Raw genomic sequence first — 14,750 nt, 5'->3', positions numbered from 1 at the left:
AATGAACAATATACCTAGCAATAAAAAAGTAATCTTATTTGATGGTGTGTGTAATTTCTGCAACGATAGTGTGCTAAAAGTAATAAAGTATGACACTAAAAATCAGTTTGTTTTTACCTCTCTTCAATCTGACATAGGAAAGGAAATTACTAAATACCTAGGAGTTGATACGTCAAAAATAGATTCTATTATTTTATATGAACCTTCAGTTGCTTATTATATTAAATCTACTGCTGCCTTAAAAATTATGAATGATTTTGGCGGAATATGGAAATTAACGCAAGTTGTTTTGGTCTTTCCAGAGGCTCTCAGAAACATTGTATACGATTACATTGCTAAAAATCGTTACAAGTGGTTTGGAAAAAAAGAAGCTTGTATGATTCCTTCTAAAGAAATCCAAGAAAAGTTTTTATAAAAAAATAAGCTCACCAAATTGGTGAGCTTATACATAGCAATATTTCCCTTTTTCGAGGACGACTTAATTAAAATAAATTTTTGAAGCTCCTAAAGCAACTTCTTTCGTATCTTTTTTAGTTTTAGCTGATAAATCATAAATATCCAATTTACTATTACCTGAAAAGTTAGCATCTAATACAAAAACTTCGTTATTCCTTACTCCTAAACCATAAAGGTATCCTGCATCTGTAATGAACAATTCAGATGCGGGTAAAGTAGTAGCATTCACATCTGTTTTATAAATGCTATTTCCTAAATTGTAATAAATATCATTACCTTCTAAAACCATTTGAGAAGGGTGCTCTCCTTCATTGAATACTAATTCTGAAACAACTTCATTACTAGCTGTATTTATAAAAGAAATGGCAGCTAATGTATTTTCTATTACATTCCAGTTTTCATCATAAACGGTATTTCCTTGAGATAAAACTACTAAATTACCTAAACTGTCTAAATACAATTCATCTGGATTGTCTTTAACTGTTATTTCTTTTACTACTGATTTTGTAGCGATATCAATTACAACTACTTTGTTGTTAGATCCGAATGCTCCTAAGTGAGAAACATATAATTTCCCGTCTTTAGCAATAATTCTTTCTGGCCCTAAAGCTACTTCTACTTTTTCTTCTACTACTAAAGAGTTTAAATCTACAATTGCAACAAAATCATCGTTATCGTTATCTGTAGCTCCCCAGTTAGTTACATAACCTTTATTACCTACTACAGTCATATATCTTGGTGTTGATAACCCTGTTGTAATGATTCCTGCCTTCTCAAAAGTATTTTTATCTACTACTGTTACTGTATTTTGGTTATCAGCTACTATATAAGCTCTATCGTCGTCAAATGCTATAGACTGAACGTACTCTCCAAACTCAGCATTATTTACTTTTTTATAAATTGTATTCTCTACAACTGATAAATCGTTAGATACAAAAGTAACAGACCCTGAAACAGATTGAGTACCTTCACCACTTATCAAAATTCCGTTTCCATAATCTACTTTAGGTGAACTAGGTGCTTCATCATCACTACATGATGTAAAAAGGATACCTCCTAAGAATAATACTCCTAATAATTTAGTTATTTTCATTTGTTAAAATTTATAATTGATGTTTATGTTAAAATTTCTTTGTGGCATAGGCCTCCTAGGCATAACCATATACTTCTCTCCTAATACATTGTTTACCTTAATACCTAATAGTAATTGTTTTTTTTGAGTTTGAAGGATTTCATACTCAGTCCCCACATTAACTATAAAAAAGCTAGGAACAACAAAATCATTAGAATTGTCTTCTGTAGTATACACAGTTCCATTAAAAAGTGACTGAGCAAACAAATTCACTTTTTTATAGTTTACCGATAAGTTATTATTCAACAAATGTTTAGGCACAAAAGTTAAATACTTGTCTGTCTCGCTGTCTTTCGCTAAAACATAAGAGTAATTAGAGCTTGCATTAAATTTATATTCTCCTATTTGAACTTTATAACTCAAACTAGCTTCTATACCTTTGTTCTGAGTTTCATTTAAATTGATTGGAGTCCAAACTCCTGGTCTGTTTGGATCGCCAGAAGGAGTCCATACAATTTTATCTTCTGTATTAATCATATAAGCTCCAACATCAAAGTTTAAACCTTTGTTTGAGTAGCCTAACCCTACCTCTCCTTGAATAGAGGTTTCTGGGATTAAATTTTCATTTCCTTGCCCTGGCCAAAACAAGTCGTTATATGTTGGTACTCTATAATTTTTCGATCCGTTAACTCTTACATACCATTTTGAAATAGGTGTTACTTTTATGCCAGCAGCATAAACAAACGGAACCTTATAATCAGAATTAAAATCCTTTCTTAACTTAACATTAAAAGAGATTTTTTTATGTATATCTTGTGTATAAACAAGATACTGAGAAAACTGTTCTCTATTTTTCTCTTTAATTACATCTGTACTACCAAAAGCAGATTCATACTCTGAAAAAGACGAAATCTTTGCTTTAATTCTAGGAAGTTTATAGTTCAGGTTGTACGATGCTATTACTCTTCTCGATTTTCCATAATTAAAATTATCAGAAAATTTATTAGAGAAATATTGATACTTCTGTGTTAAATATGCTAGCTTAATTTCTTGCTCTAACTTTCCTTTTTTAAAACCATACACCAATAAGTTTCTTTGGTTAGAGTCTATATATTTTTCTCTTGCTGAAGTTGGATTAGGTAATGTTCCTGAGAAATGACGCTCGCCAGAAAAACTTGTACTATAAAATTTTAATTCAGATTGATTATTGAATTTATAACCGAAACCTAAGTTAATTCCATAGTTTTCATAAGCTCCATTGGTATTTCTGTACTTAGAATCGAACAATTTAAAATCGTTTTCTGAAGAATTTCTAGAAACTCCCACTCCTATACTATACTTTGAATTGGAGATTTTTGACTTAAAAAGAGAATTGAATGTATTGTAACTCCCTCCTGTTAGTACAAATTGATTATTTACTTTAAACTCTTCTGTATAATTTAAAACATCATTTAAATGCACCGTTCCTCCTATTGCTCCTGAACCATATTCTATACTTCCTCCTCCTTTTCTTACATCAATTGCGTCATTTAAGCTTACTGTTAAAGAATTAAATCCTGTTTGACCATTATTTATAGAATTTATATTGATTCCGTTCCATACAACAGCTGTATTGGAAGCACTTGTACCTCTAAAGCTTACAGAACTTGTACCTCCTTTTCCGTACTCCTTTAAATAAATTGATGAATTGTATCTTATTAAATCAGTAAAAGACTCAATATTTCTTGTCAACACAGAATCTGAAAGACTAACCACATGCTGACCTATAGAGTTTTCTTTTAATTTTTTTGTAGCATTGATAATAACTTCATCTAATCGATAAGAAATTGTATCATTTTGTCCTACCAGAACAAGCACATAAAAAAAAGAAAAAAATGTAAATACTTTTTTAGCCATATTCTACCAAACTTTTATCCCGAAAGTTTTAATTAAATTAAAATAATTGGCAGGTCTCCTGGCTTGCGTCTTGTAACATACCTTCCCATTTAAAAAACAGTGGTTTGAGTAATTGTTACAAGCTTAATAGCTTACAGTTGCGGGAACAGCTTCGGTTTTGCACCGAATTCCCTTTTAATTCTCTTTAATAGATGATTAAAGAAAAACCAAAAATCACGGCAAATGTATAGTATTCTTACAAATTAGCAACCATCAAATCATGATATTTTGCGAATTTTGTTTTTAAGTTCTCTGGTAGTGTATAATAAGTTGGATGAATCATTTTTGCTAAACATTCAATTCCTTCTACTAAAGTCCCTGCAGAAGATTGTGTAAACATGGCAAAGTCAGCAATATATACTTGTTTGTTTTTTACAGCTCTTAAAGACGCCCATTCTTCTCTCTCTTCTAAAAACTTCATATCTTCAAGTGTTCTCTCAATTCCGTATCCACATGGAGCGATAATCAATACCTCTGGATCGTATTTTACAATTTTATCCCAAGAAATTACAATACTATCTCCTGATGGGTGCGATAACAAATCAATTCCACCTGCATACCCTATTTGATGAGGAATCCAGTGTCCGCAATTAAACAACGGATCAATCCACTCTAATAACATTACACTTTTCGATTGGATTCTGTGTTCACGTTGCACATCTACAATGTCATAAATACGCTTTTTCAATCCACTTACATACGCCTCTCCTATTGCTTCCTGCTTCATAGCTTTTGCAATGGTTAATGCATTCTCAAAAACATCTTCTAACGAGTTGGGAGTTATCGAAATTAATTCAGGAACCTTAGGTAATTTATAAACTGATTTTGCCACAGATTCTGTATCTATCTGGCAAACATCACATACATCTTGTGTAAAAACAATATCAGGAGCTATACTTTCTAAAACAGGTTCATCTACATAATACAAGGTCTTCCCTTCTGCCTTGGTTTTAGAAAAAATAGCCGTTATTTCTTTACTCGTTAACACTTTTCCTTCTAACTTATATCGAACAGCTACTTCTTTTTCTTGTAAAGCTACTTCTGGACACTCAAAAGTAATTCCGTTTAAATAATCTTGTAACCCCATGTCATAAATCATCTGAGTTACTGCTGGCATAAAAGAAGATACTGTCATAATTCGTGGTTTTAGTTAAGCAAAAATAAACAGTTCTCTATTTTAATTTGTTTTTTATTAAAAATCTTTCCAATCTTTGTGTCAATATAAAATGCTATTTCATGATATATTATATCTCAGGAGGTGAACGCTCAGGTAAAAGTAGCTATGCTCAAAAGCTAGCCGAATCTTTATCTGACACTCCTATTTACCTAGCTACTTCTCGTATTTGGGATGAAGACTTTCAACAACGAGTAGACAGGCATGTTTCTGATAGAGACGAACATTGGACCACTATTGAAGAAGAAAAATGGTTAAGTAAAGTAATTTCTGAAAAACAAACCGTAGTTGTTGATTGTGTTACACTATGGCTAACAAACTTCTTTGTAGATACAAAATATGATGTTGAAAAGGTACTAAAAATTGCTAAAGAAGAAATCAACAAGTTGGTGGAAATTGATGCTAATATTATCATCATTTCTAATGAAATTGGTATGGGACTACATGCCAATTCTGAATCTGGAAGAAAATTCACACAACTACAAGGCTGGACGAATCAACACATAGCTAAACTAGCTGATAAAGCCATTTTTATGGTATCTGGACTTCCTTTATCTTTAAAATAAAACATGATAACAACAATAACTCCCTTATCAAAAGATTTACAGAGCGAACTTCAAGAAGAAATCAACTTCAAAACCAAACCAATTGGTGCTTTAGGTACTTTAGAAAAAATTGCCATGCAAGTGGGGTTAATTCAAAATACCACTACCCCTGTGTTATCAAAACCTACAATTATGGTTTTTGCAGGAGATCATGGAATTGCTACCACAGGAAAAGTGAGTCCATACCCACAAGAGGTTACGCAACAAATGGTGTTTAACTTTTTGCAAGGAGGTGCTGCTATTAATGTATTTTGTAAACAGAATAACATTCTTTTAAACATTATAGATGCTGGTGTAAATGCTGATTTTGAAGCACATCCTCAACTTACCGATGCTAAAGTAGCAAAAGGGACACAAGATTATAGCACTACTAAAGCTATGACCTCAGAACAATGCCAAGAAGCTTTAGAAAAAGGAAGACAATTGGTAAGAAAGGTGTATAGTGAAGGTTGTAATGTTATTGGTTTTGGTGAAATGGGAATTAGCAACACTTCATCTGGAGCTTTATTAATGAGTTATTTTACCAATAGACCTATTGAAAAATGTGTTGGTAGAGGTACTGGAGTGGATGATAAAGGACTACAAACAAAAATCGACACGTTATGTGAAGTCTATAAGTTACACGCCGATTCTATTTCAACACCTATGGAAGCCTTGGCTGCTTTTGGTGGATTTGAAATTGTAATGATGTGTGGTGCTATGTTAGAAGCTGCTTCCTTAAAAATGACCTTGCTTATTGATGGTTTTATTGTTACTGCTGCCCTATTAGCGGCTCATGCAATGGAATCTGATATTTTAGATTATTGTGTTTTCTGTCATAATTCAGGAGAACAAGGGCATCAAAAAATGTTAGAATTCTTAAATGCTGAACCTCTTTTAAATTTAGGCTTACGTTTAGGTGAAGGCACAGGTTGTGCGGTTGCATTTCCTATTATTCAATCGAGTGTAAACTTTTTAAACGAAATGGCTACTTTTAAAAGTGCCAATGTTAGCGAAGCCTAGTTATGATAAAAAGACAAATCCATTATTTTTTAACTGCTGTATTATTTTTCACACGAATTCCGTGTCCTAAATGGGTAGATCATTCCCCTGAAATACTCAACAAAAGCAGTCGTTATTTTTCTTTAGTAGGAATTGTAGTCGGAAGCATTGCTGCACTAACTTATTTCGCTTCTTCTTACATTTTTCCTACGGATATTGCTATTGTAATCAGTATGATTAGTTCTATTTGGATTACAGGAGCTTTTCATGAAGATGGATTTGCCGATGTATGTGATGGTTTTGGTGGCGGATGGACCAAAGAAAAGATTTTAACCATTATGAAAGATTCCAGACTAGGAACTTTCGGAGTAAGCGGTTTGCTCTTTATCCTAGCTATAAAGTTTTTAGCTTTGTATCATTTACAAAATCTATCCGTTAATTTAATTTTAGTAATTATTTCAGGACACAGTATTAGCCGATTTATCGCTACGGTTTTATTATATACACATGACTATGTAAGAGATATTGACAGTTCTAAAATAAAACCAACCACCCAACAAATGAGTAGTAAATCGCTACTCATATCAGGTATTTTCGGAATAGTTCCCTTATTTTTCTTTCAAAAACCAATGATATTTTTAGTATTACTTCCCTTATTACTCACCTATTTGTACATGGGACACTTTTTTAAAAAATGGATTGGAGGTCAAACAGGAGATTGCGCGGGTGCTTTGCAACAAGTAGCTGAAATTGTTTTTTATCTAAGCCTACTCGCCTTATGGAAGTTATTTTAGTACGACATACCACACCTGATATTGCCAAAGGTATATGCTATGGTCAAGCAGATATTGACGTAACAACTAATTTTGAAGAAGAAGTGAGCAGTATTCTAAAAAAAGTTCCTGTTAACGATGCTGATGTAACGTATTACAGCAGTCCCTTACAACGTTGTAAGCTTTTGGCTGAAAAACTTTCAGCTAACGTAATTTTTGACAACCGATTGAAAGAACTTGATTTTGGTGATTGGGAACTCCAAAAATGGAACGATATTGATAAAAAAGAACTCGATATTTGGATGAACAATTTTGTAAAAACTCCTGCTAAAAACGGAGAATCTTATATCGATTTACACAATAGAACTACCGATTTTTTAACCGAATTAAAAACCAAAAACCATCAAAAAGTTGTGCTCGTTACCCATGCGGGAGTAATGAGAAGTCTTTGGGCTTATATGAATGAAATTCCGTTGGAAAAATCATTTGAATTAAAACTAAACTACGGAGATACGTTAACTTTCCACCTATAAAAAAAATTACTATGAAACGTTATTTATTTATTCTTTCCTTATTTGTATTCTTTACACAATGTAAGCAAGAAACTAAAAAAACTACCGAAAAAATACCTGCTAAAAGTACTGTAAAATATGCCAAGGGGTTTGATATTATTTCAGAAAACGGAGTAAAAAAATTAGTGATCAAAAAGGCTTTTCAAAGCTCGCACGACCTATATTCTTATACGCTTACCGATAAAACCGATCTTTCTAAAAATAAAATTAAAGTTCCTGTAGAAAAAATGGTGGTTACCAGCACTACGCACGTTCCAATGTTGGAACTTTTGAATGCTGAAAACACTATTGTTGGTTTTCCGCATACCAAATATGTTTCTTCAAAAAGAACAAGAAAAAGAATTGACCAAGGTAATATTGTTGAATTAGGTTTGGAACAAGATATGAATACCGAAAAACTAATTGATTTAGAGCCTGAGTTAGTTATTGGTTTTGCTTTGCATCCAAACACAAAACTGTACCAAAACATCAAAAAAACGGGAGTTCCTGTGATTTTTAATGGTGATTGGTTAGAAGAAACGCCTTTAGGAAGAGCGGAATGGATTAAATTCTTCGGAGCTTTATACGGAAAAGAAAAAAAAGCAGACAGTATTTTTACCAACATAGAAACAGAGTACTTAAAAGCAAAAGAAATTGCTAAAAACAGTGATAAACAACCTACGGTTTTATCTGGAAGTATGTTTAAAGATGTTTGGAATGTTCCTGCTGGTGAAAGTTTCATTGCTACCTTTTTTAACGATGCAAACCTTAATTACCTATGGAAAGAAACTAGCGGAACGGGTAGCTTACAACTTAATTTTGAAAGTGTATTGGAAAAAGGACAGCACGCTGATTTTTGGTTTAACTGTGGCTTGTATGTTACCAAAGAACAGTTAACTACTGCAAACATTCACTACAAAGAGTTTGATGCATTTAACAATAATAAGATATTTTCTATTGGGCATAACAAAGGAGAAACAGGTGGTTTAATTTACTTTGAACTCTCTCCTGTACGACCAGATTTGGTGTTAAAAGATTTGATAAAAATTACGCACCCTAATTTGTTACCAGAATATGAATTGACTTTTTATAAAGTGGTAGAGTAAATTTTATTTGGATTTTACTTTTTATATTATACGCTATGAACTTTACACCTATAGAATTTTGGAAAAACTTTAGACTTGGAACAGAACTAAGTATTTCTGGAAACTTCATATATAATGGACTTTATAGTTTTGATTTAATGCAACATTTCTATTATGAAGATGAAGCTTTTGAATTTTTATATAATATTTCTGTTGGAATTGAAAGACTTCAAAAAATATGTATTGTATTATTAGAGCACAACGAAAATACTGATCAAGAAAAGTTTGAAGAAAGCCTTATTTCTCATAATCATAATGATTTAAATAATCGAATAGAGAAACACAAAAACATAAACCTAGGAAAACCTCATAAAGAACTACTTTCTTTACTTACAAAATTTTACAAAAGCTCAAGGTATGAAATGTATCAAATGCAAAGTGTATATCAACCTAATCAAGCAAAACATGATTTAATAAAGTTCATTGAAAAATTTCTTAATATTGAAATTTCAACAGAAATGATAGGGTGCTCTTCTAATGATTATCGCATTAAAAAATTTGTAGGAAAAACTATCGGTAAATTTTGTAAAGAATACTATCAAATTGTAAGAGATGAATGCCATAGATTGAGAATATTCACTTATGAAATATCTTATCAATCAAAAGCTTTTAAAATTTTTATGTCACAAAAATATGACTTTAATGAAGAGCATATTATTCAAAAAGAGATTTTAAAACACCTTATTCAAAGTGACTTACCTAAAAGTTTCAAAAGCTATATAAATTCTCACCCTCCTCTTAACTTAGAACATTACCACATTAACTACTATCTTGAATACCTTTTTTCATTTCATAAAGAATATAATATAAAAGGAGAAATTGAAGAATTATATACTGACTTGGATAATATTAAAGATAGATTAGAGTATTTAAAACCAATAGCTAATCCAGACGTAAGATTTGAAGAAGAAGAATAACTACCCCTACCTCACAATCGTTCTAAACGTTAAGTTCACCCGTGGTCGGTGGACTTTTTTTGTAAGTGGTAATCGGTGCAACCAATGGGTTTGGGTTTCGTCTTTCATTACCAATAACGAACCGTGTTCTAACACTTTATACACCGTTTCTTTGCTTTGTTTGTGTTTAAAACCAAAACGTCTTTCTGCTCCAAAGCTCAGCGAAGCAATCGCTCCGTTCTTTTTTAAATCTTTTTCTCCGTCACTATGCCACGCCATTCCTTCAGAACCATCGTGGTATAAATTCAATAAACAAGAGTTATAGGTTTCGCCAGTTTCTTTTTCAACTAATTCTTTTAACGCTAATAGTTCTTTCGTAAATGGTAAGGCTGTTTTCGTAATGTTAGAATAGGAATATTCAAAAGGTTGTTCTGCGTACCAAGCTACTTTTCGTTTGGTTACCATGCGTTTACCAAAAATAATAGCTTCATCGTTACGCCATTCAATGGAATTTAATAAAGCCTCGTAATAATGGTCTGCTAATTCCTTAGACAAAACAATTCCGTAGTAGTTTACCGTTCCATCTTTCGGAAGTAAGTTTTTAGGAGCATCGTTAAATTGTGAGAATAAGTCCATCGCTATAAAATTAAAAAACACCTGTAGATTACAGGAGCTTTTCTTTAATTTCTAAACTTATTTCGTGTGATAATATGTTTTAGTTTCTGTTTTAGGTCGGTACCCGTATCGTATACCATTTGTTCGTTAGATGGAAAACTCACTACTCTTTCATTCAATAAATCTAACAGAGAAGTCTCTAACGCTCTTTTGTCACCATCATAATCGGCATATACGTGCTCAAATACAAACTCACTTTGAATAGGAAACTTTTGTACTAATTGATTCGTTCTGTTATCAATATACTTTACAACTCCACTAACTCTACTGCTTTTAAATTGTGTAAATTGATATAATTTACAACGAATTACTTTGTACTTATCTACCTTTATTTTATTTCCTAAACTATCCTTTACATAGTTACCGTTGTTATCTAACAAATACTTATAGCCATCTTTAATTCTTTTTTCTTTAATGATTTCTTTTTCGCGAACTTGTTCAGGAGAAATTTCAATATTTCTAAAATCTAATTCCAAATCAAAATCATAACGAATTTTTCTGTCTTTATTTGCATGATATACGGTCCATAAATCATTTAATCCGTAGGTATCAATCGCCAATAAATCTCTTTCTAATCTTTTAGGAATTATCTGATTGGTTTTATTTCTTACCGATACATGTACAAAATCTGTCCCCAACTCATGAGCTTCTTCAATTAACGCTCTTGTATCTTTATAATTCGGGTTGATTTTATCTAAATGTCTTAGTTCTTCAAAAGCATGTCGGTAATTAATTTTATTACGCTTTCCGTCATTCAACAAGGCTACTCCATTTTCGTATAAATAATCGGCATAGTTTTCTTTAGCTTCTATAATTCTATCAGCATAACTAACCATTTTGAATTTAGCATCTCTTCCTGATGATAAAATTCGTAACGGTAATAATGGTTTAATTCTTTCCTGACGATTGATTAATCGTTGGTATAAATTATAAATAGATTCTAAATTCGACGGATTTTGCTCTTTTTCTAAAAATGAAATACGGTCTAAATCTCTTTGAGTCGCTTTAGCAAAAGCTTCTTGAAGCATCAACACATATGGCTGATTTTTCTCTTTGGTTTTGTTCTTTGCTAAATTTTCTATTGATAAAGAAATAGCTTTTTCGTAATCACCAGAATTAATCGCTTTTTCGGTAGTTTTAACACTACTACAAGACGCTAATACTAGCACTGAAAAAATAGATAGTAGGGTAGTTTTTTTAATCATAAAGCTTAAGTTTCGCTAGAAATTTCAATTTCTGTGCCAAAACTAAGTATTCTTTTTAACTTAAACTTTATGATTTTATATAATATGTGCTAAGAGTTTAATTTTGTTTACTCTAACAATTTTGCTGTTGCAATTTGTATAACTCGTAAGTTATTATCAATGTTTGAAGGATTGTTAGCCTTTTGCATTTCTACTAATTGACGTAACAAGTTAATTCCTACTTTGTCAAAATTATATTGCTTGTATTGAAGTCCTTTCGCTACAATATCATCCGCTAAATTTTGAATGGCTTCTGTATTGTTACTTTTTCCAATTTTATCAAACGCTTCTTTGTATAAAGATTGAATTTTCTTATTCGGACTTAAAAACATTCCTGCCATTACATTACCCGCAATAAAACTTAACTCTGTATCGTCATTTTCTTCTAAATAAATACGTGTTAACGGAGTAGCCACAATCTTTTTTACTTCTAGCGGTAAGGTTTTTGATTTTTGAATTGCCAACTGTTTGTCGATATAATACATTGCTACCAATGATTTACCCAATACTGAGTATGATTTACTTTGTAAACCTTTATCAAATACCGATTTTAATGCAGGGTCAGTTAACTTTCCTAAGGTTTCAATAGCAGCCGCTTGTACTAATGTTTTAGAATCGTTATTAGCCATTTTCATAATTTTATCAATCACATTTCTCTTTGAATTTTTATTAATTAGATTGATGTTTTCCAACGCTAAAATTCTGATTTTATAAAAATCGTCATTCATCGCTCCAGCAACTGCATTAAACGCATTTTTATCATCTTGATGCTTTGCAACTTCTAACAACGCTTCTCTTTTATGAGCGTAGTTTTGAGCATATTTTAATTGATGGATATAATCACTCAACACTTTATTCTCTGAAATATCACACAGCAATACTCCGTCTGCATTTACTTGAATTAAATCTGGTTGTTTGGTAAAAGGAAAGGTAAACGAAGCATCTCTACCATCCACAAAAACATTATGACGTGTGCGTTTACCGCCTTCAAAAACATCAATTGCAAATGGGAATTTAAACTCATTCATTTGAGTTTGCATGATGTTTACAGTTACCGTTTTACGTAACTTATTATAATCGTACGAAATAGACAACTTCGGGTGACCGCTGTTAAAATACCACTGATTGAAAAACCAGTTTAAATCTTTTCCAGTAACTTTTTCAAAAGCCAAACGTAACTGATGTGCTTCTGCTGTTCCGTATTTATAATCGGTTAAATAGGTGTTTAATGTCGTATAAAAAGCATCATCACCTAAATAGTTACGCAACATGTGCAAAATAGCGCCTCCTTTGTTGTAACTCACCGCATCAAACATATCTTCTTTATCATCGTAATAAAAACGAACTAAATGCTTGTCATAATTTTGCCCTTGCTTATAGGCTTCACTGTCTTCAAACAAATGCGCATCTGCTTCATCTTTTCCGTATTTATGCTCTAACCATAAATATTCGCTATAATTCGCAAAACTCTCATTTACAGTTAAGTTACTCCAGCTTTCAGTAGTTACTAAATCACCAAACCAATGATGAAAAACTTCGTGCGCAATGGTATTTTCTTGTACGTTTTCATCAATTAACTGTCCTGGTCTTTGGTATGCGTTTTCTCCATGAATTACCGCTGTGGTATTTTCCATAGCTCCACTTACGTAATCGCGACCAACTATTTGTGCATACTTATTCCAAGGATACTCAATTCCTGTAATTTTTGAGAAAAAAGCTAACATTTCAGGCGTATTTCCAAAAATATCTTTTGCATACGGAGCATATTCCTTTTCTACATAATAATCAACTGGAATATCTTTGTATTTGTCTTTAATAATCTCATACTCTCCTACTCCCATAAAGAATAAATACGGAGCGTGTTTTTGAGTAAAATTCCAATAATCGGTGCGAGTTCCATCTGCATTTGTTGTTTGCTTTTCTAATTTTCCGTTAGAAAGTGTTACATACTTTTGCGGAACCGTCATGTAAATTTCCTGTGACGTCTTTTGGTTCGGTGCATCAATCGTTGGAAACCAACAACTACTCGCTTCAGTTTCACCTTGCGTCCAAATTTGGGTCGGTTTGTTTTTATCTAAGCTTTTCGGATTGATAAAATACAATCCTTTTGCTGAAGTTATTGCAGCACTTCCTTTTTGTTTTACTCTTTCAGGACGTGCAGTGTATTTAATATACAGCGTAAACTCTTCGTTTCGATTGTATTTGCGAGGTAAATTGATAATCAACTCAAAATCGTCATAATTAAAATCTAATGGTTGGTTATTCATCGTTACTTTATGAATTTCCATTGCCTTAGCATCTAAAGTAACTTTATCCGTTTCGTAAAAATGTGGTTTTAGTGTTACCCATTCTTCTCCATTCATTTCTTGTTCTTGAAAGTTAAAATCTACTTTTAACTTCGTATGAATTAAACTATGAACTTTGTCTCTTTCTGCTCTGTAGGTTTTATCAGATTGAGAAAATAATGTTACTGTAAAAAGAGTAACAACGACAACAAGGAGTTTTTGAAACTTCATATTTTTTTGTTTAGACTTCAAAAATAGGAAAATCTATTGGTAGGCTTGTTAATGCCCCGTTAAAAAGAAAAAGCCATCAGAAATCTGATGGCCTTTTTTATATTTTTATTAATGACGGTTAGTCTGCTTTATCTGAGACTACATCACTATCTCCTAAAATCATTTTAAATTGTTTTAGATCAACATTTCCTGCATCGAAATTAGCTTTCTGCATCATTCCCATAATTTTGTTAACATCCATGTTTTCTCCTAAAACACGTGCTACACCTACTCCCATTCCTTTTCCATAACCAAAAGCTACTATTTCGTCGATAGCATCTGCTTCTCCTAAATAATAAATTGCTGCATTGGCTCCGTCTTTTTTAAACTTCATCAACTCTTTGTAGTTAGATTTCTTTAAAATAGATTTTAATCTCTCTTTTTCAACTTCATAACTTGCCTCATCTAAGTTTTTATACGGAACACCTGTAACATTTATTTTTTTTATGCTTTCGTAGGCCTTTTTATCTTCTTCAGAAGCTTTATCCATACTTAATTGAAGTGCACTTGCTGGTAAGTCAAACGACATAAAACCTTCTTTGTCTTGACTTTCTACCAAATAACTTTGTAACGATTCTGTTTTACAAGAAACTGTTACAAATGCTATTAGTAACATTGAATATATAACTAGTTTTTTCATCTGTTAGTTTTGATTAAAAAGCAGCGTTAACGAATTAACGCTGCTCTG

Annotated in this window: 14 protein-coding genes and 1 riboswitch; of the genes, 7 read left to right on the top strand and 7 right to left on the bottom strand. The window is 32.0% G+C overall.

The window, feature by feature from the left end:
• The first annotated feature begins 1 nt into the window (after position 1).
• Positions 2-415, top strand: coding sequence for a thiol-disulfide oxidoreductase DCC family protein (locus tag AC3VI6_RS11605; protein WP_497706306.1), 414 nt, complete (start codon positions 2-4; stop codon positions 413-415).
• A 63-nt stretch (positions 416-478) separates the two neighbouring features.
• Here the strand turns inward: AC3VI6_RS11605 and AC3VI6_RS11600 are convergent, their stop codons facing one another.
• The 3 genes from AC3VI6_RS11600 to AC3VI6_RS11590 form a co-directional block, all read right to left on the bottom strand.
• Positions 479-1,549, bottom strand: coding sequence for a YncE family protein (locus AC3VI6_RS11600; protein ID WP_497706305.1), 1,071 nt, complete (start codon positions 1,547-1,549; stop codon positions 479-481).
• Positions 1,550-1,552: 3 nt separating this feature from the next.
• Positions 1,553-3,424, bottom strand: coding sequence for a TonB-dependent receptor plug domain-containing protein (locus tag AC3VI6_RS11595; RefSeq protein ID WP_497706304.1), 1,872 nt, complete (start codon positions 3,422-3,424; stop codon positions 1,553-1,555).
• A gap of 31 nt (positions 3,425-3,455) precedes the next feature.
• Positions 3,456-3,650: riboswitch (cobalamin riboswitch) on the bottom strand.
• 9 nt (positions 3,651-3,659) lie between these two features.
• Positions 3,660-4,598 (bottom strand): ABC transporter substrate-binding protein, encoded by a 939-nt coding sequence (locus AC3VI6_RS11590; protein ID WP_497706303.1) that lies wholly within the window; start codon positions 4,596-4,598, stop codon positions 3,660-3,662.
• Positions 4,599-4,699: 101 nt separating this feature from the next.
• Between AC3VI6_RS11590 and AC3VI6_RS11585 the strand changes: the two genes are divergently transcribed.
• The 6 genes from AC3VI6_RS11585 to AC3VI6_RS11560 are packed head-to-tail and all read left to right on the top strand — an operon-like array spanning position 4,700 to position 9,609.
• A complete protein-coding gene (locus tag AC3VI6_RS11585) occupies positions 4,700-5,203 on the top strand; it encodes a bifunctional adenosylcobinamide kinase/adenosylcobinamide-phosphate guanylyltransferase (RefSeq protein ID WP_497706302.1) in 504 nt (167 codons plus the stop codon).
• Between the two features lie 3 nt (positions 5,204-5,206).
• The gene (gene cobT, locus AC3VI6_RS11580; protein ID WP_497706301.1) at positions 5,207-6,244 is read left to right on the top strand and encodes a nicotinate-nucleotide--dimethylbenzimidazole phosphoribosyltransferase; all 1,038 of its coding nucleotides are present in this window, start codon (positions 5,207-5,209) and stop codon (positions 6,242-6,244) included.
• A gap of 2 nt (positions 6,245-6,246) precedes the next feature.
• A complete protein-coding gene (locus tag AC3VI6_RS11575) occupies positions 6,247-7,017 on the top strand; it encodes an adenosylcobinamide-GDP ribazoletransferase (protein WP_497706300.1) in 771 nt (256 codons plus the stop codon).
• The gene (gene cobC / locus AC3VI6_RS11570) at positions 7,002-7,529 is read left to right on the top strand and encodes an alpha-ribazole phosphatase (RefSeq protein ID WP_497706299.1); all 528 of its coding nucleotides are present in this window, start codon (positions 7,002-7,004) and stop codon (positions 7,527-7,529) included. Before AC3VI6_RS11575 ends, cobC begins: the two co-directional genes overlap by 16 nt.
• An 11-nt stretch (positions 7,530-7,540) precedes the next feature.
• Entirely contained in the window at positions 7,541-8,653 is a 1,113-nt protein-coding gene (locus AC3VI6_RS11565) for an ABC transporter substrate-binding protein (protein ID WP_497706298.1), read from the top strand.
• Positions 8,654-8,688: 35 nt separating this feature from the next.
• Entirely contained in the window at positions 8,689-9,609 is a 921-nt protein-coding gene (locus AC3VI6_RS11560) for a hypothetical protein (protein WP_497706297.1), read from the top strand.
• Between the two features lie 6 nt (positions 9,610-9,615).
• On the opposite strand, the gene AC3VI6_RS11555 is transcribed toward AC3VI6_RS11560, so the two are convergent.
• The 4 genes from AC3VI6_RS11555 to AC3VI6_RS11540 form a co-directional block, all read right to left on the bottom strand.
• The gene (locus AC3VI6_RS11555) at positions 9,616-10,224 is read right to left on the bottom strand and encodes an alpha-ketoglutarate-dependent dioxygenase AlkB family protein (RefSeq protein WP_497706296.1); all 609 of its coding nucleotides are present in this window, start codon (positions 10,222-10,224) and stop codon (positions 9,616-9,618) included.
• A gap of 44 nt (positions 10,225-10,268) precedes the next feature.
• Positions 10,269-11,468 (bottom strand): tetratricopeptide repeat protein, encoded by a 1,200-nt coding sequence (locus AC3VI6_RS11550; protein ID WP_497706295.1) that lies wholly within the window; start codon positions 11,466-11,468, stop codon positions 10,269-10,271.
• Positions 11,469-11,575: 107 nt separating this feature from the next.
• Positions 11,576-14,023, bottom strand: coding sequence for a M1 family aminopeptidase (locus tag AC3VI6_RS11545; protein WP_497706294.1), 2,448 nt, complete (start codon positions 14,021-14,023; stop codon positions 11,576-11,578).
• A 118-nt stretch (positions 14,024-14,141) separates the two neighbouring features.
• Positions 14,142-14,702: a GFO_1091 family lipoprotein gene (locus AC3VI6_RS11540; protein WP_497706293.1), complete on the bottom strand. Its 561-nt coding sequence runs from the start codon at positions 14,700-14,702 to the stop codon at positions 14,142-14,144.
• Positions 14,703-14,750 lie beyond the last annotated feature (48 nt).

The sequence above is a fragment of the Tenacibaculum sp. TB-56 genome (genome assembly GCF_059716275.2).
The sequence above is the reverse complement of the archived record's forward strand: the minus strand, read 5'-3'. Positions and strand labels throughout refer to the sequence as shown.